General features: G+C 41.6%; 25 protein-coding genes and 2 pseudogenes. 15 read left to right on the forward strand and 12 right to left on the reverse strand.

The annotated features are described in order from the left end of the window. The 3 genes from EWV84_RS18080 to EWV84_RS18090 all read right to left on the reverse strand — a co-directional run. Positions 1 to 108: helix-turn-helix domain-containing protein (locus EWV84_RS18080; RefSeq protein ID WP_287079164.1), on the reverse strand; the 108-nt coding region annotated here is incomplete at its 3' end. Between the two features lie 33 nt (positions 109 to 141). Further along, a complete protein-coding gene (locus tag EWV84_RS18085) occupies positions 142 to 336 on the reverse strand; it encodes a hypothetical protein (protein WP_287079165.1) in 195 nt (64 codons plus the stop codon). Positions 337 to 562: 226 nt separating this feature from the next. Further along, positions 563 to 793: a hypothetical protein gene (locus EWV84_RS18090; protein ID WP_287079143.1), complete on the reverse strand. Its 231-nt coding sequence runs from the start codon at positions 791 to 793 to the stop codon at positions 563 to 565. Between the two features lie 769 nt (positions 794 to 1,562). Here EWV84_RS18090 and lepA point away from each other — a divergent pair. The 5 genes and pseudogenes from lepA (at position 1,563) to EWV84_RS18115 (ending at position 8,610) form a co-directional block, all read left to right on the forward strand. Then, positions 1,563 to 3,374 (forward strand): translation elongation factor 4, encoded by a 1,812-nt coding sequence (gene lepA / locus EWV84_RS18095; protein WP_286826227.1) that lies wholly within the window; start codon positions 1,563 to 1,565, stop codon positions 3,372 to 3,374. A gap of 376 nt (positions 3,375 to 3,750) precedes the next feature. Then, positions 3,751 to 4,566 carry an FkbM family methyltransferase gene (locus tag EWV84_RS18100; RefSeq protein WP_287079146.1) on the forward strand — a complete coding sequence of 272 codons (816 nt, stop codon included), beginning with the start codon at positions 3,751 to 3,753 and terminating at the stop codon, positions 4,564 to 4,566. A 1,369-nt stretch (positions 4,567 to 5,935) separates the two neighbouring features. After that, positions 5,936 to 6,157, forward strand: a complete 222-nt coding sequence (locus EWV84_RS18105; RefSeq protein ID WP_287079147.1) for a hypothetical protein — start codon at positions 5,936 to 5,938, stop codon at positions 6,155 to 6,157. 268 nt (positions 6,158 to 6,425) lie between these two features. After that, positions 6,426 to 8,240: an ABC transporter ATP-binding protein gene (locus tag EWV84_RS18110; protein WP_287079148.1), complete on the forward strand. Its 1,815-nt coding sequence runs from the start codon at positions 6,426 to 6,428 to the stop codon at positions 8,238 to 8,240. A gap of 59 nt (positions 8,241 to 8,299) precedes the next feature. Next, a pseudogene (locus EWV84_RS18115) lies at positions 8,300 to 8,610 on the forward strand (DUF4164 domain-containing protein). Positions 8,611 to 8,678: 68 nt separating this feature from the next. Here the strand turns inward: EWV84_RS18115 and hemB are convergent. After that, positions 8,679 to 9,665 (reverse strand): porphobilinogen synthase, encoded by a 987-nt coding sequence (gene hemB / locus EWV84_RS18120; RefSeq protein ID WP_104396541.1) that lies wholly within the window; start codon positions 9,663 to 9,665, stop codon positions 8,679 to 8,681. 467 nt (positions 9,666 to 10,132) lie between these two features. Between hemB and EWV84_RS18125 the strand changes: the two genes are divergently transcribed. Continuing rightward, the gene (locus tag EWV84_RS18125; RefSeq protein WP_286826221.1) at positions 10,133 to 10,498 is read left to right on the forward strand and encodes a phasin family protein; all 366 of its coding nucleotides are present in this window, start codon (positions 10,133 to 10,135) and stop codon (positions 10,496 to 10,498) included. Between the two features lie 57 nt (positions 10,499 to 10,555). Continuing rightward, positions 10,556 to 10,936 (forward strand): hypothetical protein, encoded by a 381-nt coding sequence (locus tag EWV84_RS18130; protein WP_286826220.1) that lies wholly within the window; start codon positions 10,556 to 10,558, stop codon positions 10,934 to 10,936. 79 nt (positions 10,937 to 11,015) lie between these two features. Here EWV84_RS18130 and EWV84_RS18135 read toward each other — a convergent pair whose 3' ends face one another. The 3 genes from EWV84_RS18135 to EWV84_RS18145 form a co-directional block, all read right to left on the reverse strand. Beyond that, a complete protein-coding gene (locus tag EWV84_RS18135; RefSeq protein WP_286826219.1) occupies positions 11,016 to 11,165 on the reverse strand; it encodes an isochorismate synthase in 150 nt (49 codons plus the stop codon). A gap of 201 nt (positions 11,166 to 11,366) precedes the next feature. After that, positions 11,367 to 11,999: a retron system putative HNH endonuclease gene (locus EWV84_RS18140; RefSeq protein ID WP_287079152.1), complete on the reverse strand. Its 633-nt coding sequence runs from the start codon at positions 11,997 to 11,999 to the stop codon at positions 11,367 to 11,369. Continuing rightward, a complete protein-coding gene (locus EWV84_RS18145) occupies positions 11,996 to 13,276 on the reverse strand; it encodes an AAA family ATPase (RefSeq protein WP_287079153.1) in 1,281 nt (426 codons plus the stop codon). The genes EWV84_RS18140 and EWV84_RS18145 overlap by 4 nt, the downstream gene beginning before the upstream one ends. Positions 13,277 to 13,562: 286 nt before the next feature. On the opposite strand from EWV84_RS18145, the gene EWV84_RS18150 reads away from it, so the two are divergent. Further along, positions 13,563 to 14,753 (forward strand): class I SAM-dependent methyltransferase, encoded by a 1,191-nt coding sequence (locus tag EWV84_RS18150; RefSeq protein ID WP_287079154.1) that lies wholly within the window; start codon positions 13,563 to 13,565, stop codon positions 14,751 to 14,753. 226 nt (positions 14,754 to 14,979) lie between these two features. Here the strand turns inward: EWV84_RS18150 and EWV84_RS18155 are convergent, their stop codons facing one another. The 5 genes from EWV84_RS18155 to EWV84_RS18175 form a co-directional block, all read right to left on the reverse strand. Continuing rightward, entirely contained in the window at positions 14,980 to 15,219 is a 240-nt protein-coding gene (locus tag EWV84_RS18155) for a DUF4327 family protein (RefSeq protein WP_002738935.1), read from the reverse strand. 336 nt (positions 15,220 to 15,555) lie between these two features. After that, entirely contained in the window at positions 15,556 to 16,044 is a 489-nt protein-coding gene (locus EWV84_RS18160) for a diacylglycerol kinase family protein (protein WP_287079156.1), read from the reverse strand. A 32-nt stretch (positions 16,045 to 16,076) separates the two neighbouring features. Next, on the reverse strand, positions 16,077 to 16,586 hold the full coding sequence (ybeY, locus tag EWV84_RS18165) for an rRNA maturation RNase YbeY (protein ID WP_286826214.1): 510 nt from the start codon (positions 16,584 to 16,586) through the stop codon (positions 16,077 to 16,079). 11 nt (positions 16,587 to 16,597) lie between these two features. Continuing rightward, positions 16,598 to 16,783, reverse strand: coding sequence for a DUF3285 domain-containing protein (locus EWV84_RS18170; RefSeq protein WP_043999662.1), 186 nt, complete (start codon positions 16,781 to 16,783; stop codon positions 16,598 to 16,600). Positions 16,784 to 16,937: 154 nt separating this feature from the next. Next, positions 16,938 to 17,180: a hypothetical protein gene (locus EWV84_RS18175; protein ID WP_287079157.1), complete on the reverse strand. Its 243-nt coding sequence runs from the start codon at positions 17,178 to 17,180 to the stop codon at positions 16,938 to 16,940. Here EWV84_RS18175 and EWV84_RS18180 point away from each other — a divergent pair. The 7 genes and pseudogenes from EWV84_RS18180 to EWV84_RS18210 form a co-directional block, all read left to right on the forward strand. Further along, a complete protein-coding gene (locus tag EWV84_RS18180; protein ID WP_287079158.1) occupies positions 17,139 to 18,575 on the forward strand; it encodes a RecQ family ATP-dependent DNA helicase in 1,437 nt (478 codons plus the stop codon). The two genes, EWV84_RS18175 and EWV84_RS18180, sit on opposite strands and share 42 nt — an antisense overlap. Positions 18,576 to 18,897: 322 nt before the next feature. Further along, positions 18,898 to 20,259, forward strand: a complete 1,362-nt coding sequence (locus tag EWV84_RS18185; protein WP_287079159.1) for a regulator of G-protein signaling domain-containing protein — start codon at positions 18,898 to 18,900, stop codon at positions 20,257 to 20,259. Positions 20,260 to 20,850: 591 nt separating this feature from the next. Next, on the forward strand, positions 20,851 to 21,183 hold the full coding sequence (locus EWV84_RS18190) for a DUF433 domain-containing protein (protein ID WP_024968814.1): 333 nt from the start codon (positions 20,851 to 20,853) through the stop codon (positions 21,181 to 21,183). 6 nt (positions 21,184 to 21,189) lie between these two features. After that, positions 21,190 to 21,543: a DUF5615 family PIN-like protein gene (locus EWV84_RS18195; protein WP_287079161.1), complete on the forward strand. Its 354-nt coding sequence runs from the start codon at positions 21,190 to 21,192 to the stop codon at positions 21,541 to 21,543. A gap of 442 nt (positions 21,544 to 21,985) precedes the next feature. After that, a complete protein-coding gene (locus EWV84_RS18200) occupies positions 21,986 to 22,210 on the forward strand; it encodes a DUF4160 domain-containing protein (RefSeq protein ID WP_256094027.1) in 225 nt (74 codons plus the stop codon). Further along, positions 22,191 to 22,505, forward strand: a complete 315-nt coding sequence (locus EWV84_RS18205) for a DUF2442 domain-containing protein (protein ID WP_287079162.1) — start codon at positions 22,191 to 22,193, stop codon at positions 22,503 to 22,505. The genes EWV84_RS18200 and EWV84_RS18205 overlap by 20 nt, the downstream gene beginning before the upstream one ends. Positions 22,506 to 22,648: 143 nt before the next feature. Then, positions 22,649 to 22,852 (forward strand): annotated as a pseudogene (locus EWV84_RS18210) (hypothetical protein); the annotation flags it as partial. Between the last annotated feature and the right edge of the window lie 393 nt (positions 22,853 to 23,245).

Consider the following 23,245-nt stretch of genomic DNA (forward strand, 5'->3'; position numbering starts at 1 on the left):
GAGATGGAGAGCTTTATTGTAAACTAATCTTACACAGCCCAAAGTGCGCCGCAATAGCGACTCTTGTTCTGGTGTGGGGTAAAATCGAAACGAATAGGCTTTTTCCATGTCTCACATTTGAGCATATATTTGGTAAATGCGCTAGTATTTAACGGTAAAGCCGTCGTAGAACGACGGGGTTTCAGACCCAAAATTTTCGATGATGGTGGCGATGGTGGCAAGGGTTCCCTCTCTCTCCACTTCAGAGATAACTTCGTAGCTGCCTTGCACCCCTTCCATCTCGACGATATCCTGAGCAACTTTGATAGCATCGGCTCCTTGAATTTCTATCTGCATCAGTTTTGTTCCTCCTGTCAGTACCCAAGCAAATTGATACTAAATCCGTTTATTAAAAACTGATTATCTATTCCCCCTTTTGCTTGTCCTGATATGTAGCCTATACTCAACGAATTTAGTATGACTAGCTTTGTTGGGGAAAAAATCTCAATTACTATCAATGGTTAACCTAAGAAAATATTTCAGTCTCTCCGTCGGGAAATAACCTATTAGAGACTGAAAAATCTTAGTCATTCCATTCCCCTTTGGGGGGTACGGGAGGATTGCGTCGAAGATTGCGGGTTAAGTCCTCATCCGGTTCCCTTTCCCCTCTTAGCCACTGTTTAATCGCTGTTTCGATAATGCGACTAGGATCGTTAGTCAGGTGTTTAATCTGTTCTAAAACTTCCGAGTCAATGTGAATAGCGATTTCAACTTTCTCGGCCGTGCGCTGAGTCGGTGTAGCATTTTCGTTCATAAGCTCTATTAATGATTGCTATCTATCATTCTACCCGTCAGTCGAGGATTCTCATCCAAGAGTTTATCTAGGGTCTGCTGAAAAAGTTTCTCGTGGGTGCAGGGTGTGGGGTGTAGGGTGTGGGGTGTAGGGTTTTACCGATTTTGAGGTAGTCAGTTACCTAATTTTCAGGGAAAAAGTACCTGAATTTTACCCCCGATCACTCCCATGTCCGGCACTTTTTGAGGGGAAAAAAGTCTAAAAGTCTTATCCAACAAGGTTTTTAGATTTATTCAGCCAGCCCTATCTATATTAATCCGATTTGGACAAATCTTACATCTTCTCCCTAGCCATTGCCCTTTCCCTGATTTCGTCAGCATAATCAAGCCTACCGTGGTTTCCTGTGGATGCCGAGAGGGGAAGCCAAGGCCGAAACCATGACTATACTTGCAGTTTAGCTTTTTTTATCTTTACCGAAAAATTGGGTTTAAAGCCTCGCCCTTTTAGGACGGCTTTGTGTTAAACTGATTGGTAAGCGGAAAATCAGATGTGTAGTCGTGACACGCGAACTGACCGTTGGACAAAAGCTAGTGTCACCAACCCATTTCGGGTTGCCCCAATACCTCACTGCTCTAATCAAAAAAAGTACGGCATAGGTGGGAGATAAAAAAAATTAAATAGGGTAGGGCATACCCGAATTTACGCTTGGGGAGTAGTCCCTAAGAGTGCTTGCCTTGTAGGTGTAGTCGGACTAGACATGAAGCTGTAAGACCAAAATTAGCTTTCCACGATGACTGACGTTCCCGTTTCTCGCATTCGCAATTTTTCCATCATCGCTCATATCGATCATGGTAAATCAACTCTCGCTGATCGCCTCCTGCAAATTACGGGAACCGTAGCCCAACGGGAGATGAAAGAACAATTTCTCGATAATATGGACTTGGAACGGGAACGGGGTATCACCATCAAGTTACAAGCGGCACGCATGGATTACACCGCTAAGGATGGTCAAAAATACGTTCTCAATCTGATTGACACCCCGGGCCATGTGGATTTTTCCTACGAGGTTTCTCGGTCTCTAGCGGCGTGCGAGGGAGCTTTATTAGTTGTAGATGCGTCCCAAGGCGTGGAAGCGCAAACTTTAGCCAATGTTTACCTAGCACTGGAAAATAACCTCGAAATTATCCCAGTTTTAAATAAAATTGACCTACCCAGTGCCGAACCGGAACGAGTGGCGGCGGAAATCGAGGAAGTGGTGGGTTTAGACTGTAGTGAGGCGATTCGTGCCTCGGCTAAGGCCGGGATCGGTATTAATGATATTCTAGAGTCGATCGTCCAATTAGTTCCCCCTCCCCAAGATACCCTCGCAGAACCCTTCCGAGCTTTAATTTTTGATAGTTATTACGACGCTTATCGAGGGGTAATTGTCTATTTCCGCGTCATGGATGGTCGGGTGAAAAAGGGCGATAAAATTCGTTTTATGGCTTCTGGTAAAGAATTTATTATTGATGAATTGGGAATTTTATCACCGCAACAGGTACAAGTAGATGAACTTCACGCGGGAGAAGTGGGTTATCTGGCAGCCGCAATTAAAACTGTCGCTGATGCCCGGGTGGGTGATACGATTACTCTAACCGCTAAACCGGCAAAAGAGCCTTTACCCGGTTATACAGAAGCAAAACCGATGGTTTTCTGCGGATTATTCCCCACCGATGCCGATCAGTACGCCGATCTCAAAGATGCGCTGGAAAAGTTAAAATTAAACGATGCAGCTCTATCCTACGAACCAGAAACTTCTAGCGCCATGGGTTTTGGTTTCCGTTGCGGTTTCTTGGGACTGCTACACATGGAAATCGTGCAGGAAAGACTAGAAAGGGAATATAACTTAGATTTAATTACCACTGCTCCCTCGGTAGTTTATCAGGTCACTACCACCGATGGGGAAATTGTCGAAGTGGATAATCCTAGTTTGTTACCTTCCCCACAAAAACGGGAAAAAATTGAGGAACCTTATATCCAAGTGGAAATGATTACTCCGGAAACCTATGTAGGTGCTTTGATGGAATTATGTCAAAGTCGTCGGGGAGTTTTCAAGGATATGCGTTATTTTACTAAAACTCGCACCGCTTTGATTTATGAGTTACCTTTAGCAGAAGTGGTGACAGACTTTTTTGATCAATTAAAATCTCGATCGCGCGGTTACGCTAGTATGGAATATCAATTAATTGGCTATCGGGAAAATGAGCTAGTTAAATTAGATATTATGGTCAATGGTGATCCCGTTGATGCTTTAGCGATGATCGTTCACCGGGATAAAGCTTATTATGTTGGTCGCGCTTTAACTGAGAAGTTAAAAGAATTGATTCCCCGGCATCAATTTAAGGTTCCCATTCAGGCCGCTATTGGTTCTAAAATTATCGCTAGTGAACATATTCCTGCTTTAAGAAAGGATGTCTTAGCTAAGTGTTATGGTGGTGATATTAGCCGCAAGAAAAAGCTGTTAGACAAGCAAGCAAAAGGGAAAAAACGGATGAAAGCGATCGGAACTGTTGATGTCCCCCAGGAAGCATTTATGGCAGTCCTAAAACTCGATCCGCAGTAAAATCTTGGGGTCAGAGAGACCCTGGCTTGAAAAGCCAGGGCTTCCTCTCTTTCTCTATCTTATCTAGCCTAGCTTTTAGCTCTTGGTTTTCTTGATTCTGCTTTCGGTAAGCTTCGTACCAAAAACTCGCCCCCATCTGGGTCGAAGTCGGAGGCGTTGATTAAGGTCGGCAGTAATTGCTCGTTAATTTCCATGCCATCTATAATACAGTCCCTGTAAGGGTTATGTCCATTCTCAATTAACAGTTCTTATTGCACTGACTAATTACCCTTGACATTTTTGCTCTATTATCATAAAGTGGTTTCGGTTCGGGGCAATGGGTGAAAGATTTAAATAGCACCCAGCCGCTAAATTATAGTACTGTTGGTATAAAACTATGGACTTATTGTTTAAGAGAAAAATTCAAAGTTACATTCAATTATATTTTCCTCCTATACTCAAAGAACTTATATATAACTTTTATGATTATAATTTAAAATCAAAGCCCTATCTAGAAACGGAAGTTTTAAAGTGTCTATGCCCCTACTCGAAAGTTGCCTTAGACATCGGTTCTAACAATGGACAGCTTATTCCTTTTATGATGAGAAGAGCTACACAAATAATTGCATTTGAACCTTTACCCAACCTTGCTAAAGGGTTAAGAACTAATTTTCCGTCCCAATCTGTTATCGTTCATCAATGTGCTCTCTCTGACCGAGAAGTTATGGTGGATTTGCGGATACCATTGTTAGACGGGAAAGAGCTAGTAGGACTCTCATCGATAGAAACCAGTAATACTCTTAGCGATCTTTCAACTAAAATTATAAAGGCTGAGTGTAAAACCCTTGATAGCTTTAATCTAGAGAACGTGGGGTTTATAAAAATAGATGTAGAAGGTCATGAATTAGCGGTTTTACGAGGTGCAGAAAAAACTATTGCATCATCTCAACCGAATTTCTTAATTGAAGTAGAAGAACGGCACAGAGAAGGAGCTATAGAATCTATAAAACAATTTTTCTATGTCAGAGATTATAAGGGCTTCTTTATTTGTGATAACAAGCTACTTCCTTTAGAAAGATTTAATATTGTTGAGCATCAGAATCCTAAAAATGTAGAGATATACAAAAAAGTGCCAGGAGCTATTTACATCAATGATCTCATTTTTATCCCAACTGATAAAATAGCTAAAAATTTTTCTAAGTACTTGTCATAAACATATCTATAGCAGTCCTGAATGAAATATAAACTCATCTCCTGCCTCCTGTCTATCCGCTACGAGTTAGTTCACAAAGTAGATAAGGATGGGAGCATCTTATTTATGCAAGTGAGTGATTATGCTTGTCGCTAAAACTGTCTTTTGGCAAGGCTTTCAAAATAGCTTGACATAAAACTTAATTTAGGAGTTACAAAGGTGAGGTGCTCCCGATAAGGATTGCGGCTCTCCTCGACTTTGTGTGATAATTTTTGCTTATGGAATCCTGAAGTGCTTATTGGACAAGACTTTTAGGACTATTTTGCGGATATTCTATCAGTATAGACCTCGTTTCCACACAGTCGTGGGTTTGATGGAGTAGACTTTAGACTGTAGCAGTTGAATCGTAACATTAACAAAAAATTATGGTAAAAATAATAATAAGAGATTGTAGTGCTTAAAATAATCAGGCAGGGTCAGCAATTCTAAATTTGCCCTGTAGCAAGGCTTTTGGGAGTTAGTTCGCATCATACGGGGTAAAATTCAATGGGATGGCGAATTTCATTTCACGAGTCTTCAGGCTTTTGACGTGATAGTACACCCAAAGTTGCCCCAAAAATCCCCCTTTAAAATCTTCTTTAAATCCCTAAAAGGCTTGCTGTGTCTAAAACTGAGAATTGCTGAGGCAGGGTTGGCATTTTTGCCGACTAGAAAAATTTATGCTAAGATTGTGGACTGAATGGGTGACATAGCAAGCTAAAGTCTAGACTGTATAAGGGTTGCCGCTCGTATACCTCGCCGATAATTAGCGCACTTATGGGGACTTAAGTTCATTAATGCCTGAGTTTCAACAGCAAACATTTGCCAAGACTCTACCCAAGCGTTAGCGCGCAATCCTATATAAAAATGGTTCTACCGAACCTGTCATGCAAAACTATCAATAACTCATGCTTGTAAAGCTTGTATACTAGGGCTTTGAGTTTTTGTTAGATTGATATTTATCAACTTTACAGCATTGCTGGACAGAGAGGGAGCTTGGGGAATTTTCTACAGTGTAAGTTCGGAAGAACCATAAAAATTGCTATGCCGCTTGGCGGCTCTTCTAAGTTGACCCATCGGTAGCTCTGCAGCAATTGTACTAGGACAGATAGAATTAGGTACTGCACCTTATTGACTTGTGTGACTAGATGATTTTGGTAACTTTCTGGTGACATTTGGTTGATTCTCCTGAAGTTGCTATGATAGCAACTTCTTTTTTTACCACATTTTGCTACACTTCGCTTATCATAGGGATTTCAGGCTTCTTTGTTACTCCGTCAGACAACCTTTACAGGGACTTTTAGCTGATTATGTTCAACACTATGATGTTTACGAAAATGATCCCGAACTAATGGGTAGATTTAATTGCAGAAATCATGCCGATTTTCATTTTGCTTATCTAAAGTCTATTTTTGAAGCTAAAAAGTTGTCTTATTCTAAAAAACTCCCTGGGGTAGCTCAAGAACAATACTATCTTAATCAATTAAAAAAGCGTATCGATAAAACTGAACACTTAAAAACCTTTCAGAAATTTATTAATTTTTGTGATAATATTCGCCAAAATTTCAGATAAATTGATCTGTGGTGCTTCTGCCAAGGATGAAATATAAGCTGATCTGGCATCGTCTGCTGACTAATGGCTGGGTGAAAATGTAGTACGGACTGTGATTGAGAATACAAGACTATGACAAGGCTTTTGTCCTAGAAATTTCTAGATCGGCCGATTTTTGTAGTATTGTAGTATAATGGTAACTCCAGAAAAACAATCATAAAAGTGCCGTCAGTATCTTCAGTTAGCAGTTACCAGATAGAAGTTAAAAATTGGCAATTTACTTGATGTTATGGCTTCCTTACGGGATATTCTCAGTTACTACCGCAATTATCAAAAAGCCGCCTTTTTGAGTATTGGTGCAGCGAGTGTCTTTGAAATTATCGATCTGATGGTTCCCTATGCTGTCGGACAGATTCTTAATGTTCTTTCTGATCAGCCTTTAGATGGATTCGTGCAATCTTTAGTTGATCGCACCATGATTTTAACTCCCTTTGCCTCAGAAAAGTGGGTTAGTTTGGCAGTATTATTAGGCTTAATTTTCCTAACCACGGTAATTAAAGCACCAATTCAGCCTTGGGTGGGTGTCTGGTTTCACTGGGAAATATCCTTAAGAGCGAGACGAGATCATCTCAGAAAAATTATTGCCAAAATTCTCACCTTACCCCTATCTTTTTACGATGAAAATAATCCCGGACGTATCGCTAACCGGATTGCCAAAGGGATAGAAAATCATACTTGGACTTATCCCGAAGTGGCGGGAATGATGATCCCAAAACTGTTTAGAGTTTTCGGTATTTTTATTGTTATTTGGGTAATTCAATGGCAGATCGCCCTTGCTTTTCTTATTTCTTTTGTATTAATTGTAGCTTTTGTTGTGAGAGATTTAAAAGATTTAATGCAAAAAGAAAGGATTCTGGATCAGCACATCGAAAATACCCAAAGTCGCAATTCTGAGATTATTACTAATATCAAAACCGTCAAAGCTTTTGCCACAGAAGGACAGGAATTATATCGTCAGAAACAGCGTTTAGAGAGAGAATTTACCTACGTTATCCATCGCATTCATAAGGGTTATGTGGACTTAATTACTTGGGAAAAAACCCTTGTCCAGGCTAGTTTATTTGGAGTATTTTTTTTTACTCTCCTAGCCACCGTTCAAGAGAAAATCTCGATCGGGCATTTTATCACCACCTATACCCTCGCTAGTATGGCCTATGCGGAATTAGATCCCCTATCCCAAATGGCAGAAACTTTCGCCCGTCGCTATGCTTCTATGGCACGTCTAAACCAATTTATGAACTTGCCCAGTGGTACTGATTCCGGTAGTCTTTTAGCCGATCATGCCCAACATAATCCCTATCGTTTTATGGGTAAACTAGAATTAAGTAATCTTAGCTTTGGCTATAGTCCAGAAAGAATGATTGTCAAGGATATTAATATTCTGATTGAACCCTATCAAACCGTAGCATTAGTGGGAAAATCTGGTTCAGGAAAATCCACTTTAGTTAAGTTACTTTTCCGCTATTTTGAACCGAATCAAGGGCAAATTCTGATGGATGGCGAGGATATTAGTCGCCTAGATGTGACTTGGTATCGGCGACGGTTAGCGATTGTCCATCAAGAAGTAGATGTGTTTAATGGTACGGTGTTAGAAAATCTCACCTACGGTAATCCTAATATTAGCTTTGAGAAGGTAGAAGAAGCCTGTAAAATTGCCCGTGTTGATGAATTTATTCAGGAATTATCTAATGGTTATTCCACTATTGTAGGGGAAAGGGGCGTGCGTCTTTCGGGGGGACAAAGACAGCGTTTAGGAATTGCTAGGGCGTTAATTGTTGATCCAGATGTGTTAGTTTTTGATGAGGCCACTTCTAGCTTAGATTATGAGTCAGAAAGAGCCATTCAACTAGCCATGAAATCAATACTAGGCACTCGCACCACGATTATTATCGCCCACCGTCTTAGTACTGTTCGAGAAGCTGATCAAATTGTCGTCTTGGATAATGGTCGCATTGTCGAGATCGGTAGTCATGACCAATTATTAAATCAGCAGGGAATCTATCAACGTCTCCACTCTTTACAAGAAAGCGGTGAACTGGTTTAGTTTTAAGATAGTCCCCGATAGCAGACCGAGAAAATATGATCTAATGGGAGTTGATCACCATGTCTAACGAAACCGTTGCCTATTCCCTAGAAGCTGTTTTGACTAGGATTGAGGGGAAAATTGACAATCTCCAAAAAGATTTTAACCAAAAATTTGACAAAATCGACGAACGGTTAAATAAGCTAGAGGTAGGACAGGCAAAGTTAACCGAAAAGGTTGAGGGCATCGATAATCGCCTAAAATCAGTGGAAGGAACCCAAAAAATCAGGTTTGGACATTAATTATTCTTTGGGCAAGTGCGATCGCCTACGGCGCAGCGAAGCCGACCGCTACAGCCGGTTGGAAAGTATTTTTTTCAGGTAATCCCTAGAATTAATAGTAGCAACCTCACCACCCCCTTATCCTGATCGGTTAGCCAAAAATTGTCACTTTTCCGATTTAACCCTCTGCTAACCAGCGCACGGCATCCTTAGCGTGGTAGGTCAAGATAATATCGGCACCCGCCCGTTTAAAGCTGGTTAAAGTCTCTAAAGTCACTCGTTTTTCGTCAATCCAGCCATTTAACGCCGCCGCTTTAATCATTGAATATTCCCCCGACACATTGTAGGCAGCCACGGGTAAATTAGTCATTTCCTTGATTCTCCAGATAATATCCATGTAAGATAGAGCAGGTTTAACCATTAACATATCTGCTCCCTCTAATACATCTAATTCCACCTCTTTTAAGGCTTCCCTGGCATTACCCGGATCCATTTGGTAGGTTCTGCGATCGCCGAATTGGGGGGTAGAATCGGCGGCATCCCGAAACGGCCCATAATAGGCAGAGGCATATTTAGCCGTATAGGAAAGAATCGGTGTATCACTATAACCCGCCTCATCCAATCCCTGACGAATTGCCTGCACGAAACCATCCATCATTCCCGACGGTGCAATGATATCCACTCCCGCTTTTACCTGGGAAACGGCGGTTTTTTGCAATAATCCCAGAGTAGGATCGTTTAACACCCTGCCGGTTAAATCTCCCGTTTGCAGATAACCACAATGACCATGGTTAGTATATTCACACAAACAAGTATCAGCGACAATGAGTAGATCGGGAACTGCCTCTTTAATCGCTGTGGCCGCTTTTTGCACAATACCATGATCGTGCCATGCTCCCGTCGCCTCTGTGTCTTTACTTTCTGGCAGCCCGAATAAAATAATCGCTGGGATTCCTAAATCCCGCACTTCCTTGGCTTCGTCAACAATTTTATCGATTGATAATTGGTACACCCCCGGCATCGATTTCACTTCCTGGGCAATACCTTCCCCCGTCGTGGCGAAAAGGGGATAGATAAAGTCATTGGCTGTCAAGACGGTTTCACTCACCAGACGGCGCATTTGAGGGGTTTGACGCAGACGACGGGGGCGATGAATAGGAAACATAGTTTTTTGTGATTAAATCGGGAATCTTGTCTCGATTCTTTAGTTTAAATCTTTGCTGAGGATGAACACAAATCAATTCAGCCGGCAGCCAGCAGCCGGCAGCTATCCGCAATATTTAGTTATTTTGAGCTTAATCAAACTATTTAGGTCAAAAATGACTTGATGAGGCTCTATCGTCGTTTTGAGGGCGAAAAACCAGCAATTTGACTAAAATTTAATCTTTATAGCCATCACTTTTGCTGTCGCCACCACCGCGTCTATTTACAAAACTTTACCTCATCAGAGGATTAGGGAAATGGGGAGATAGGAAGATAGGGAAATGGGGAGATAGGGAAATGGGGAAATTTCAACTAATACCCCAACACCCAAACCCCAACACCCAAACCCCAACACCCAAAACCCATCTCCATTTGCGAGAAGGATCGTTTATTCTAGGAAATAAGAGCGATCGATTCAGGATTTTTGCTATGGCCAACTTAGGTGATTTAGTCAAAAAAGCAGTTTATTTGGGCGTAGGCATTGCTACTTATGCCGCCGAAAAAGCTGAAGTAAATTTACAAGAATTAAGAAATCAAGCCCAAAAATTAGCCGATGAAATGATTTCTCGCGGCGAAATCAACGCGGAAGAAGCGCGCAAATACGTCGATGAGTTGGTGAAACAGGCACAACAGCAAACGGTAGAGGGTAACGAATCTAATATTCCCCATGAACCCCGACGGATAGAAATTATTGAAGATGAGGAGGACACCAAAGCAGCCGATCCAAAAGTAGATGAATTGCGGCAAAAGGTGGAACGTCTTCAGGAGGAATTGCGGAAACTACAACAGGATTAAACCTAATTTTAGGGACAAATAATTAATTATTACCAGACAAGGGATGCAAGTATAAACATGGACGATTGGCAGAAGGATTTTTGGGAAGTGATCGAAACTGTGGCGGTGGGAATTGAAACTTTTTTCCAAGAAGTGACCCAAACTATCGAAGAAATTAATGAGGAAATTATCATCGATCTGGAACAGTTCATTCAAGAGGTTTTACCCCAGGAATTAGAAGAATTTTTTAACTCCGATGAATCCCTATTTTCGGAATTAGATGAACCCTCGGATTTTATCCTCACTCCCAAGGTTAACCCCGATCCTAACACCCATCCTGCTTGTATCGGTTGCCGTAATTATCACGGTTATATCTACGGAGGCAATCTTCTCGTCTGCGGTTTCCATCCCTACGGTTGGGATAGTGATAGTTGTCCCGATTGGCAAGCAGCGGATTAATTATTTTTCTACAAAATCAGGTAGGGTTATTATCCCTACCCATAACTTTTATCTCAAAGCAATTGTCTGTCATTTTTAGTTAAGAATTACCCTTGGGAGCATGGTAGGGTTCCGCATCAAAAGGCTGCATCCCCACATCTGGATATTCATCTTTATTGGGGCTAAAAATGCGAGCAAAAGCCTCTGTTAGGTACTGGACAGCATTGTGTAACGTATCCTTGATATTCATTGCTTTTCTCTCCGACTCTCGACAACAATCTCTGTTCAACTTCGGATAAGGTTGATCCACCCCTCCACCCCCATTATCTGGCCAGAATCTCATCAATTGTTGACTTTTGAGATAATTCTTGAATAATCTTCATAAGACTTGATGTTTTTTCTTGTTTATTTAAACTTTTATAATAATTCTTGTATTTTTGTAAAGGAAAGATTATTCAATTAAATCGCTGAACAGATATTTGATTGTTGTCCAAAAAACACCGTATCTTTGTTGAGCATCTAAGCATAAATATCCATTGACAAAAACTTTTAATTGGGCATTATCTATCTCCTCATCCAAAAAAGGCTCGATGGCTTTCTGACGAAGTGCCTTGAGTTTATTGAGGTTTAATCCCAACTTTTCGATAGTATTAATTGCTTTTTGATCATCTTCTTGTGCGGGTTTAATTGTACCATCATAATTAAAGGCAAAGTGAGACTCACAATCGGGATTAAGTGGAGAGATTAAGAGATTTTCATCAAACCAGCTATTTTTTAGATTACCACAGTGCCGAGGTTCACCCGTCCTAAGATTTGCCTGACAGGAACATAGCAAATTGGCATAATCTAAGGGATCAACAGTGGGATCACTTTGAGGTTTAAAATGTTCTATATGGCATTCACCATCAACCAATCGACTTTCACAATAACAACATATTTCCCCCTGTTCTGTCATCAAAGCTTTAGTTAGTATTTCTTTTGGGTTTCCCGCTAAACTTTTAAAGTCGGGCTGCCAATCTGAGTTAGCTTGCTCTTTCCAATTCTTAAACTCCGGTGGTTCTTGTCTTTTTCTAATATACTTCATTTTCCGATAATTTCCTTGCGTCGAATGATAACTTCAGCTTTAATTAATTCTGGATCATCTTGAATTTTAGCTCTGAGATCATTGATTTTATTTTTAGCTGCCTCTAATTGATTGTGAGAGATTTGTTCATAGATATCTTTCAAAGCTTCAGCGATTTCCTGGGGACGAGTTGTCTCTAATCCCATCAAATCTTCCAAAATTCGATCAACATTTTTGCCGTAGGACTCCTGCACGGGATGAAATTTTATTCCCATTTCTGTTTGTTCCATGAAGTGTAAACTTTCTGGCTGAACATGAGTGATAATATTAGGAGAATGGGTGGAAATAAAAAATTGACAGTTAGGAAAAACTTCTAGTAATTTAGGTACTACAAATCTTTGCCATTGAGGATGTAAATGTAAATCAATTTCGTCAATGATAATAACGCCATTACCCTTTAAGGGATCAGGATTTTGAGGATTAGCAATCGCCATTCTTCGAGCTAAATCTCCCAGCATAGCAATCAGACATTTTTCTCCATCAGAAAGTTGATTAACAGTAACTATTTTATCCTTTTTTGTTACTTCCATTCTCAAGGGATTACGACGGACGCTAAGATTAGTAAAATCGGGTAGAAAACGTTCGATCGTTTCCCGAACTGCTTCCAATTGGGGATCGGGAAAACAAAAACCTTCTGGTTTAATTTCAGCTTCCCGATATTTTCTATTTTCATTTTCTAAATCTTCACGCTCGCGAAACCATTCAAAAAAAGTGCGAAAATCTGATCCACTGGTTAAAGCATTTTCGTAGGCACTTAGAGAATCAAATTGATGTTTTGTTTTAATTTTTAAGGGTATATCCAGCACTGCTCGATTAACAGAATAATAAACAAATAAAGGTAAGTTAATTTCTCCTTGATGATCAGTAATTTGTCGTTGTATTTGTTGAGTGTATTCATTTAATTGGCTAAAATTACTCCGTTCTCCAGCGTGGATATATCCAGTCCTAGTTTTTACTATTTTCCAAGTAATCTCTTGACTATCTTCCGTCACCCCAGTGATTTCAATTATAGCCGTCCCCTGACCATTATTAATCTCGGTTTCGCTAATCTGTCGTCCACTGGCATTAGTATTTTTTAGGCGATTAACTAACCATGAAAGCATAATCGCCAAACTATCTAAAATGGTGGATTTTCCAGCACCATTAACTCCTATAAATACGTTTAATTGCCGATGAAAGTCGATGTTTAAACTGACTGCACCTCGATAATTAATAAGCTTTATAGACTTAATTTTCATTGATTTTTGTATCGGCAAGATTTGCTTATATTTGAGATAATTGTTAGAGAATGACTCTCGAATAATTGCCAGTAAAACTTAGATAGGCTTAAGAGACAGTAGGACAAGGAATAGAAAAAAATATCGACCAAAGAAATAATATCTAATTTTGGCACAGAACCGGATATTCATAATGATTATTTATCATTTACCCTCGACCAACTCAAAAAAACCCCGGCTGACTTTCCCGATCGCTGCTGTCTGTGAGACAATCGATCGAGTGTTATCCTAAACTCCGCCAATTTTCATGTCCGACGACGCTACTATTCGCACTGCTGTACAACGTCTCTACAATACCTATCCTTTCCCCCCCGAACCGCTCCTAGACGAACCTCCTCCGGGTTACAATTGGCGCTGGAATTGGATTGCTGCCTATAACTTTTGTTGTCATCGTAAACCCGAACGAGAGGATATCCGGATTCTCGATGCGGGTTGTGGTACTGGTGCAGGAACCGAATATCTGCTCGCGCTCAACCCCTTTGCTAATATAGTCGCTATAGATATCAGTGAAAAAGCCCTAGAAATTGCCAAAGAACGCTGTAATCGTTCGGGAGTCGCCGCAAAACACCGAGGTTCTCTGGCTTTTCACCATTTACCTCTAGAATCTGCCACTAATCTCCCCGGAGAATTTGATTTAATTAACTGCGTCGGGGTGCTGCACCATCTCCCGGATCCGATTAAAGGTATTCAATCCCTCGCGCAAAAACTGGCCCCCGGGGGTCTGCTGCACATTTTCGTCTATGCACAATTGGGACGCTGGGAAATCCAGTTAATGCAATCTGCGATCGCAATTTTGCAGGGAGACCGACGCGGGGATTATAAAGATGGGGTCGCTGTCGGACGAGAGATTTTTGCCTCTCTACCGGAAGATAATCGCATTTTGAAACGGGAAAAAGAGCGTTGGTCAATGGAAAATCATCGCGATGAATCCTTCGCTGATATGTACGTTCACCCCCGGGAAGTGGACTACAATATCGATACCCTCTTTCAACTGATTGATGCGTCAGGATTAGCCTTTATTGGCTTTTCTAACCCTTCCTACTGGCAATTAGACCGTTTATTGGGTAAATCCCCCGAATTGATGGCTAGGACGCAAAATTTAGGAGAAAGGGAACGTTATCGCTTGACGGAATTATTAGACCCGGAAATCACCCACTATGAATTTTTCCTCGCTAAACCACCGATTTTGACTGCCGATTGGTCCGGGGATCAAGTCCTAGAGAATGCAGTGGCCGAAGTTCATCCCTGTCTTTACGGTTGGCCTAGTGCAAGTGTTCTAGATTACGATTATCGGCCGGTTAATCTCTCGGAGAGAGAATTTGCTTTTCTACAAGCTTGTGATGGTCGTTTAACTGTGGCAGAAATCGACGCTCAAGTTGCCTTAGGATTAACTGGTGTGCGTTCTTTACAACAGCGCCAACTACTGATTTTAACTTAGGGAAAATTTGGGGATGTTAGAGATAGCGTCCCTTGGCAATGGGTAACTTGTGAACTAACTTTGCTAAATCTTGCCAAAACTTTTTTTTCTTAACAATTATCACCCCCCTGTCCCCATAGTTTCAGCCCCAGAATTAACCGGGGCTGAATTATAATAGTTAAAAAAGTGGACAAGGCTGCTAAATTTCTGATCAGTCCAATTTTTGCCCATCGGCAAATGGGAGAATTTAATCATTATCCCAAGATTCCGAGGCGATTAAGTCACCAATTTGATCCCTGAGAAGGTAGTCACATCGTTCTAGTTCACATTCAACACAAACCCACTCCCGGGGGGGAATGAACTGACAGAGAGTGTAGATCGGTTGGTGTCTGCTTACTACCCCCTGTTCTACCATCTGACGGACTTCGTCCTTGATCATCCTGATAGAGTAAGCGGTGGGAGCGGTGGAGAAAGTTATGGCACTCATGGGAGATTTCCTGCAAGATCTACAAAAGAAGTCTTATCACTAACTATAGTCTAACCTATGGAGGGACAAAAGAGATTTTTTGCTGTATCGACGATTACAATTTTTTATATATAGCGAAACCCTCTCCCCTCGCCAGTTTAGGCTTGGGTTAAGAAAAGTTAAATTTATCGGCTAAAAGTTGTCGAGTCCTCTTATGCCAAATCGGCCTTTTTAGCCGTCAGGAGTCAGGAGTCAGGAGATGGGGTGATAGGGTGTTGGGGTGTTAGGGTTTTGGGGTTTTAGTTGAAATTCCCCCACTTCCCCACTTCCCCACTTCCCCACTTCCCCACTTCCCGCTTACCCTAATAAATGGGGAATAAAAATAAAAGCCGCTACGAGTAAAGCGGCGATCGAGGCGATTAAAACGGCACCAGCGGCACAATCTTTCGCTATTTTGGCTAAATCATGGTAGGATTGCCCCACCGTCAGATCTACCACTGATTCTAGGGCAGTGTTAATTAATTCTAAGACCATCACCAGGGCGCAGGTAAGGGTGACAATCGCCATTTCCATGGCATCAACCCGCAAAAATAAGCCCCAACTAATCGCTACTAGGGTAATCAGGGTGTGAATGCGAAAATTTCTTTGACTGACAAAAGCATAACAGACTCCCGCCCAAGCGTAGCGAACACTGACTAATAGATTCGAGGCGACTTGCCAAGCGTATTCTCTTTGACTGGGATTGTTGCCCTCACTCACCTGTCCCGATCGAGGGATAAAATTATTGTTGAGATAGGGATTAGGTATGCTGGCAGATTGGTTGGCTTGATGATAATTTGTCTTCATATTCCTCAATAATGCTTGACAAAAATAACTAACTATGTATCGGCAATTTTGACGGTTGTTAACAAAGTTTCCTGTAAAGATAGCATTTCTAACAGACTTGTTTCATCGGGATGGTCCCAACCCAAAAGATGTAAACAAGCGTGGGCAGTTAACCAGGCCAATTCTCGTGCCAAAGAATGATTTTGTGTTAAAGCCTGTTGTTGTGCTGTCTCCACAGAGATGATAATATCCCCCAAATATAAAGGTTCAGTCTCTAAAATGCCCTCATCGACTGGGAAATCCACTTCGAGGGCGGCAAAAGCGAGAACATCCGTCGGTTGATCTTTGTGGCGATATTGGGAATTATAGGTCCGAATTTCTCGATCGTCTGTTAAGCGCAAACTTAGTTCATAACCGGCGGCAACGGGGAGATAATCCGATAGATAACTTAACCATGTCTCTAACCAATAGTGCCAAGTTTCCCCATCCACAGGACTATTTCCGGGATCAAAATAATTGTCCTGTAGGCATAAATCCACCACTAGGGGCAAAGTCTCACTCACCAGATTTCACCCTAGGGACGCGTCAGATAGGAAATACCGACAAAAAAGGCGAGTAAGGCTGCCGTAGTCAAAAAAAAGTGTTTTAAAGAGATGCCTTTTTTCTTGACCATATTCCGCATCGCCAGCTTGACGTAACTGGGTTGCGCTTCGGTGGCGGTTTCTACTGCGGGGTCGGTGGCACTAACAGGTTCAGTCATCAGTAATTCCCCAGACAAAGATTGATCGCTATAAGTGTAACAGATTATTACAGAAGCGCAAAAAAAATTCAATTATGGGAAAAACTGTTCCCTGTCCGGGATAGTCAAAACCGATCAAACTGTTTAAACCAGAGGTTTCTAACCAGTTGCGCCTTTAAACCAGCCCCTGAATTTTAATACAAATGCTCTCCCCTTCTCCCCACTTCCCCACACCCCACTTCCCCACTTCCCCACTTCCCCAATTCCCCAATTCCCCAATTCCCCAATTCCCCAATTCCCCAATTCCCCAATTCCCCAATTCCCCAATTCCCCAATTCCCCACTTCCCCAATTCCCCACACCCCAGCAGTTAACCCATGTCTTCCCACGATACCGAAAGCATCCAGACTATTTTTCAAAAAATTTGGGGCTATGATAGCTTTCGCTTTCCCCAACAGGAGATTATCGAGACAATTTTAGCGGCAAAAGATGCTCTGATTGTCATGCCCACGGGATTCGGTAAATCTATCTGTTTTCAATTGCCCGCTTTATTAAAAACCGGCTTAACCCTAGTGATTTCCCCCTTAGTTGCCCTCATGGAAAATCAGGTGGAGGAATTATTAGCCAAAAAATTACCCGTTGCCCTGATTCATCACGAAATCCCCCGACAACAGAGAAAGAAAACTTTAGATGCGATCGCAAGTCAAACCCTGCGACTTCTCTATCTTTCGCCGGAAACGCTCTTAAGTCCTCCCCTCTGGTCAAAATTAACCCTTCCCCACGTTAAAATTAACGCTCTCATCCTCGACGAGGCCCATTGTTTAACCCAGTGGGGCGATAATTTTCGTCCTGCTTACCGTCGTCTCGGTGCTGTCCGTCCCGCTCTTCTGCAATCGAAACCGGCCGGCAGCCAAATAGCGATCGCTGCTTTTACCGCCACCGCTAACCCTGCCACCCGTGAGACTCTCACCCGCATTTTACAACTAGAAAAACCACAGCTTTTCTTAATAAATCCTTACCGTCAAAACCTTGACTTAAGCACGAAAATATGTATTAGCCCCGGTTGTCGTCGTCATCAACTATTAAACTTCCTCACCGGTCAACCTCGACAATCCGGCCTGATCTATACTCGTTCCCGTCGCCATAGTGAAAATTTAGCGACATGGTTGCAATCTCTCCATTATCGCACCAGTGCCTACCATGCCGGTTTATCGCCCTTTCAGCGTCGGGAAATAGAACAAAATTGGCTGCGGGGGGATTTAACTTTTGTTGTCTGTACCTCAGCTTTTGGCATGGGTATCAATAAACCCGATGTGCGTTGGGTTGTCCACTACCAACCCCCAGCTTTACTATCGGAATACCTACAGGAAATCGGCCGCGGTGGTCGCGATGGCGGCAAAATGCAGGCTCTCACCTTAATTAGTGAACCGACGGGATGGTTAGATAATAGCGATAAAAACCAGCAAAAATTCTTTAACTCCCAACAGGAGCGTCAATACCGACAAGCTTGGCAAATTTTAGCCCAAATTCCCCTAGAGGGCAAAGTAGAGGCGATTAGTGCCGAATTTCCCGATGGTGCGCTCATTCTCTCCCTTTTACACAGTCTCGATCGCCTAGAATGGCTCGATCCTTTTCATTATCGGCTTATTTATCGCCATAATTCCGCCAAGATGACTTTTAAACCCAAAAATGAGATATTTCCCTACCTCTATACCCGTCGCTGTCGTTGGCACTTTCTCTTAAATGCCTTTGGGTTTCAGGAAAATGCCGATAATTTTCGCTGTGGTCATTGCGATAATTGTCGTCGCGGCTGATACCATTTAGTGAACAATCACTTTAACAAATCACCGCACCCGAAATAATAGTGAAATTCTGTGACAAAGTGCAGCCAGATACGAGAATCTTTGCTAGCCTTCTAGAAGGCTTCTATGATCAGTCTCCTTAAAAGTGGCTGTTTACAGTACGCTAATCTGGCTAACAAGCTTTTGGGCGTGATATGGGGAAAAGTTCTGGCGATTGCGCCTAAATGGAGTGATATGCCGAAAGTTGACCCATATTGTTACTCTGGAGAGTGTTATACGGAAAGTTGACCTATAATATGTAGTTAGACCTCAATAAACTTAAGTTTAGTGATCCATGAATAGCCCTCCTGAAAACATACATGAAGAAACAGAAAGTTTACCTAAAATTGATAGTAGTAAGGTAGAGAGTAAAAATGTTTCGCCTTTTTTTACGAGGCTACCAGAAGAGCCAGAAATTTTAGAGAATCGCATTGACTATGAGGCAGTTAATCTCTATAGGAAATACGTTAATAAGCTTAGGACAATGAGACAAGGATATCTGCTAGGTCTAATTTTCTCTTTAGCGGGTTACTTTATTCTTTGTTTAATTGGAGCCTCTTTTTATCTTTCTTTGGATGGGAGAGAAATTGCGAAAGAATTAAAGCGTTTTTTTAGGTTTCCGAATCCGGAAACCCCTATGACAATAGAACTTTTTATAGTTATAGGAATATTACTTTTATCCATTTTTGTAATTATCGGTTTCATACTCGATAATTTTTCATTTGGTTCAACTTTGAGGCGTTCTAATACTCGTCTTAAAAAACTAGAACTAGCGGTTGAAAACAATAGGGAAGAACTTGAGCGAAAAAAACTTCTTGATCCACAGGTTAGACTAGAGAATCTCTATCAAGATTATAGAAAGATTGCTGAAGCTAGCGGACGAGTTTTTTTCGAGTCCACTAAGCGCTATGAGGTTGCGCAAAAATGGAGAAGAGATATTGGGAGTCATCTCGAACATTTGCGACAAAATCCTGCTGTCGAGACTGAATTATTGAATGAAGTTCAATATCTATTAGGTTCTTTAAAGGAGATAATTGATAGAGAAAAAAGAGAGCAAAAAGGTCAGATGCGTTGGCAGATCTCTAATATTATTGTTATTATTTTTTATATCACTTCTTTGACTGCAATTATGTTAATTGCTTGGATTAAACCTCCATCCAATAACGCTGTTGCCGTTCCATACATCTCTGTACCAGTTTGGGCTTTAATATGGGGAGCATTAGGCAGTCTTTCAGCTATTCTATACAAGTTCTATATAGTGAAAAGACGTGTTAAATTTTCAATAGAATTTCAGTGGCTCATTGCAAGGCCCATTATTGGAATTTTGATGAGTGCAGTTGCTTACCTTGCTGTAACATCTGGTCTGATACTATTGGGAGCTAAAAGTTCGAGTTCTTTAGCGAATGAACTAGATGCAAGTAACAATGCTACTCGGTTTACAGCTATAGTTTGCTTCTTGGCTGGATTCAGTGACCGCGTTTATCTCGGAATAATTAACTTACTCGTATCAAAAACTTTAAGCTTAGAGAAAGATAGTAAATCTCCTACTGAAAATTTTTCAGTAACCGATGAGTCGGTAGATTTTTATGACACAGTACTTTCGGAGAATTCAGGCCCACAGCAGTCTTCAATCAATGAGCATGACCAAGAAGGATGAGGCGGATTTTCACTTATAATTTTTCAACCAATTTTGGAGCGTTGAATTTTGGGTAAATATGGTCTAACTAATCAATGCACCGGAACAGTTCAATCTAGTGCGATTGCCGATCTTGTAGTGCGATCGCATATCTTGTAGGGTGCGTTAATGAAATGTAACGCACCTTGTCCAATGTTCAAAGTTGGTGCGTTACGCTGACGCTAACACACCCTACTGGACTGTTTCAGCTAAAATAGGGCAATAGATTTCGGCTTAAAGTCTTAGATTATAGAATTTATAGCATTTTTCTAATACACCAAATTAGCTGAAACAATCCACTACATTTGTTGTTTTGGTTCTTCGTTACTTGGTATGGTTCGATAGGGGTGCATAAATCAACTAAATCCTTATCTGGCAAGAGACTTAATTGATTAGTTCGCTTTAGATCGAAAACAATTGACAAAAATCGCAGTAATGTCTGTTTCTATAAGGGTTTCATCCCTTATAACCCTGTCCGTTGCATAAGACAAACCGAAGAGCCTAGTGCTATTAGTGGGGCTAATTGGTAGCGCTATGGCGAAAGACTAAACTTGAAAATTAGGTATATGACCGATGACAATAACAATAGCTGTTGAAAAAGCACCATTAGTTACTGATTCTCAGGGCGTTGTACGAGTTGCTAACACTCGCGTTACCTTGGATACAGTTGTGACTGCTTTTCTTGAAGGGTGTACACCAGAAGAAATAGGAGAGCAGTATCCATCTCTACAACTACCGGATGTCTACTTAGCAATTGGTTACTACCTCAGACACCGAGATGAAGTTCATGCATACCTTGCAGAACGTCAACGTCAGTCAGAAAAAAATCGGCAGGAAGTTGAACAGCATTTTAATCCAATTGGAATCCGTGAACGATTGTTGGCAAGGAGAATCCAAAACGTTTAAACCATTATGATTCGGTTTCTTGCTGACGAAAATTTTAATCACCAGATTGTCCGAGGCATTCTTCGTCAAAATTCACAGATAGACGTTGTGCGGGTTCAAGATGTGGGATTGTCAGGAGTCGATGACCCCGCTGTTTTGGCGTGGGCGGCGCAAGAAGGACGTATTGTTCTCACCCATGATGTTGCTACCATGACGACTTTTGCTTACGAACGTCTTGAATCAGGTTTATTCATGCCTGGGTTGTTTGAAGTTAGTCGTCGTGTCCCAGTAGGGTTAGCAATTGAAGAGATTCTCTTGATTGCTGAGTGTAGTCTTGAGGGAGATTGGGAAGGTCAGGTAAGATTTCTTCCGCTCCGCTAAAAACAGCAGTGCAATCGCTACCTAACGTTAGACGGAACTTTATAAGTGCATTAAGGATGTTATCTCAATGAACATTTCACAATTAATCGATAAAGCTTGGGAAGCAATAAACAGATATTGTAGGGTGCGTTCCCTAATGTGGCTCCTACTGCTCCACTGATCGATTTTGGGGGAACGCACCATGCACATTGATTGAAGTTGTGGGTTTAAGTGCGATGCCAAAGGCACTGGGTAGCAGCCGTAGTGCGATCGCCGATCTTGTAGGTTGGGTTGAAGAAAAGAAATCCAACACCTTCGGAACTAAACTGCGAACGCTAATCTTGTATTGTTCTTAACCTTAAATAGCCTTTGGCCTACATGAGCATATTCACAGATTGACAGTCAGCGAGGCATTCAGCTATGTTTGAGGTATTTAGAGCAAAACTTTTGAATGCCCACGCTGTTGACCGTTGGCCCATATCGATTCTTTTGCTACGCAGGCGATCGCCATGAGCCACCTCACATCCATGTTGAACGAGATCGAGAGATCGCTAAATTCTGGCTTCAGCCGGTTCGTCTTCAGAGTAACCAAGGATTTAACCGCACCGAAATTAACCGCATTCAAAAACTTGTTCAAGAAAACCAAGAACAATTACTAGCAGGCTGGAATGACTTTTTTAACGAATGAAGTATTTGAAACATTGGCAATTCAGCAATTGGCCATCACAGATGACACACTCAGTGTAGATTTGTCTGATGGGCGCACTATATCTGTTCCCCTGGCATGGTATCCTCGGCTCCTGCATGGCTCAATTGAGGAGCGCAATGATTATCGCTTGCTCGCTGATGGCAGTGGAATCCATTGGAATCAACTAGATGAAGACATTAGCACTAAAAACTTGATTTTTGGCCAACCATCAGGGGAAAGTCAAAAATCATTGAAGCGTTGGTTAAATAATCGAGTGCGATCACCGATCTTGTAATGCGATCGCCGATCTTGTAGGTTGGGTTGAGGCAACGAAACCCAACAATATTTGATTTAAGGTGTGTTACTGCGGTGACACACCTTTTACCTATCAGTCATCAGGAGAGCTTATTTATTTTCTGCTTAGATTCAGTTAGAATTGTACGTTCTCAAGTCGAGGAAGGGAATCATGGGAGAATTGTAGCAATAGACATCGAAACAGGGGCTTTTGAAGTGGCTGACGACAGCCTAACAGCTGCTAAACAACTGTTAATACGTTTTCCTGATGCACAAATATTTGATATTCGGATTGGGCATCGCGCTGTCCATCGTTTTGGCTTTCGTTCCCCCAGTGTGTTGCCATGATGATGGGGAGCGTTAATTTGCGCCGAGAAGCAATTATTCAATGGAGATTTAACTGTTGGCGATATTACTCAAGGAATTCAAAAGTGAGACCTTGTTAAAGTTATGTAGGTGGCTTCCCTACTTTTCACCAAGCAAATTATGGACAAGGAGATGTTTTTGGTGTGGTTCTGATTAAAAAAGGTTACGGGAAAAGTGTTAGCATTCCCTTATCACAATTGAGATAGCAAAAAGAGCGATCGCCGAATTGGAAGGTACTTTAGTGCGATCGCCGCTCTTGTAGCGACTGTCTTGATTGTCAAGGGGTAACTCAAAAAACAATCCAGGAGTTGCTGTCGAACCTAAAATCTCAAGCCAGAAAAAAGCGCAGCAAAAACTAAGTCGCTCAGGTTAAAC

It is taken from the genome of Microcystis sp. M_QC_C_20170808_M3Col (assembly GCF_007095505.1).
Lineage (GTDB): Bacteria > Cyanobacteriota > Cyanobacteriia > Cyanobacteriales > Microcystaceae > Microcystis.

What these genes read in the sequence shown, in the direction of transcription:
- EWV84_RS18085 (WP_287079165.1), bottom strand. Translation starts at nt 336, where the DNA reads ATGCAGATAGAAATTCAAGGAGCCGATGCTATCAAAGTTGCTCAGGAT.
- EWV84_RS18090 (WP_287079143.1), bottom strand. Translation starts at nt 793, where the DNA reads ATGAACGAAAATGCTACACCGACTCAGCGCACGGCCGAGAAAGTTGAA.
- lepA (WP_286826227.1), top strand. Translation starts at nt 1,563, where the DNA reads ATGACTGACGTTCCCGTTTCTCGCATTCGCAATTTTTCCATCATCGCT.
- EWV84_RS18100 (WP_287079146.1), top strand. Translation starts at nt 3,751, where the DNA reads ATGGACTTATTGTTTAAGAGAAAAATTCAAAGTTACATTCAATTATAT.
- EWV84_RS18105 (WP_287079147.1), top strand. Translation starts at nt 5,936, where the DNA reads ATGGGTAGATTTAATTGCAGAAATCATGCCGATTTTCATTTTGCTTAT.
- EWV84_RS18110 (WP_287079148.1), top strand. Translation starts at nt 6,426, where the DNA reads ATGGCTTCCTTACGGGATATTCTCAGTTACTACCGCAATTATCAAAAA.
- hemB (WP_104396541.1), bottom strand. Translation starts at nt 9,665, where the DNA reads ATGTTTCCTATTCATCGCCCCCGTCGTCTGCGTCAAACCCCTCAAATG.
- EWV84_RS18125 (WP_286826221.1), top strand. Translation starts at nt 10,133, where the DNA reads ATGGCCAACTTAGGTGATTTAGTCAAAAAAGCAGTTTATTTGGGCGTA.
- EWV84_RS18130 (WP_286826220.1), top strand. Translation starts at nt 10,556, where the DNA reads ATGGACGATTGGCAGAAGGATTTTTGGGAAGTGATCGAAACTGTGGCG.
- EWV84_RS18135 (WP_286826219.1), bottom strand. Translation starts at nt 11,165, where the DNA reads ATGAATATCAAGGATACGTTACACAATGCTGTCCAGTACCTAACAGAG.
- EWV84_RS18140 (WP_287079152.1), bottom strand. Translation starts at nt 11,999, where the DNA reads ATGAAGTATATTAGAAAAAGACAAGAACCACCGGAGTTTAAGAATTGG.
- EWV84_RS18145 (WP_287079153.1), bottom strand. Translation starts at nt 13,276, where the DNA reads ATGAAAATTAAGTCTATAAAGCTTATTAATTATCGAGGTGCAGTCAGT.
- EWV84_RS18150 (WP_287079154.1), top strand. Translation starts at nt 13,563, where the DNA reads ATGTCCGACGACGCTACTATTCGCACTGCTGTACAACGTCTCTACAAT.
- EWV84_RS18155 (WP_002738935.1), bottom strand. Translation starts at nt 15,219, where the DNA reads ATGAGTGCCATAACTTTCTCCACCGCTCCCACCGCTTACTCTATCAGG.
- EWV84_RS18160 (WP_287079156.1), bottom strand. Translation starts at nt 16,044, where the DNA reads ATGAAGACAAATTATCATCAAGCCAACCAATCTGCCAGCATACCTAAT.
- EWV84_RS18170 (WP_043999662.1), bottom strand. Translation starts at nt 16,783, where the DNA reads ATGACTGAACCTGTTAGTGCCACCGACCCCGCAGTAGAAACCGCCACC.
- EWV84_RS18180 (WP_287079158.1), top strand. Translation starts at nt 17,139, where the DNA reads ATGTCTTCCCACGATACCGAAAGCATCCAGACTATTTTTCAAAAAATT.
- EWV84_RS18185 (WP_287079159.1), top strand. Translation starts at nt 18,898, where the DNA reads ATGAATAGCCCTCCTGAAAACATACATGAAGAAACAGAAAGTTTACCT.
- EWV84_RS18190 (WP_024968814.1), top strand. Translation starts at nt 20,851, where the DNA reads ATGACAATAACAATAGCTGTTGAAAAAGCACCATTAGTTACTGATTCT.
- EWV84_RS18195 (WP_287079161.1), top strand. Translation starts at nt 21,190, where the DNA reads ATGATTCGGTTTCTTGCTGACGAAAATTTTAATCACCAGATTGTCCGA.
- EWV84_RS18205 (WP_287079162.1), top strand. Translation starts at nt 22,191, where the DNA reads ATGACTTTTTTAACGAATGAAGTATTTGAAACATTGGCAATTCAGCAA.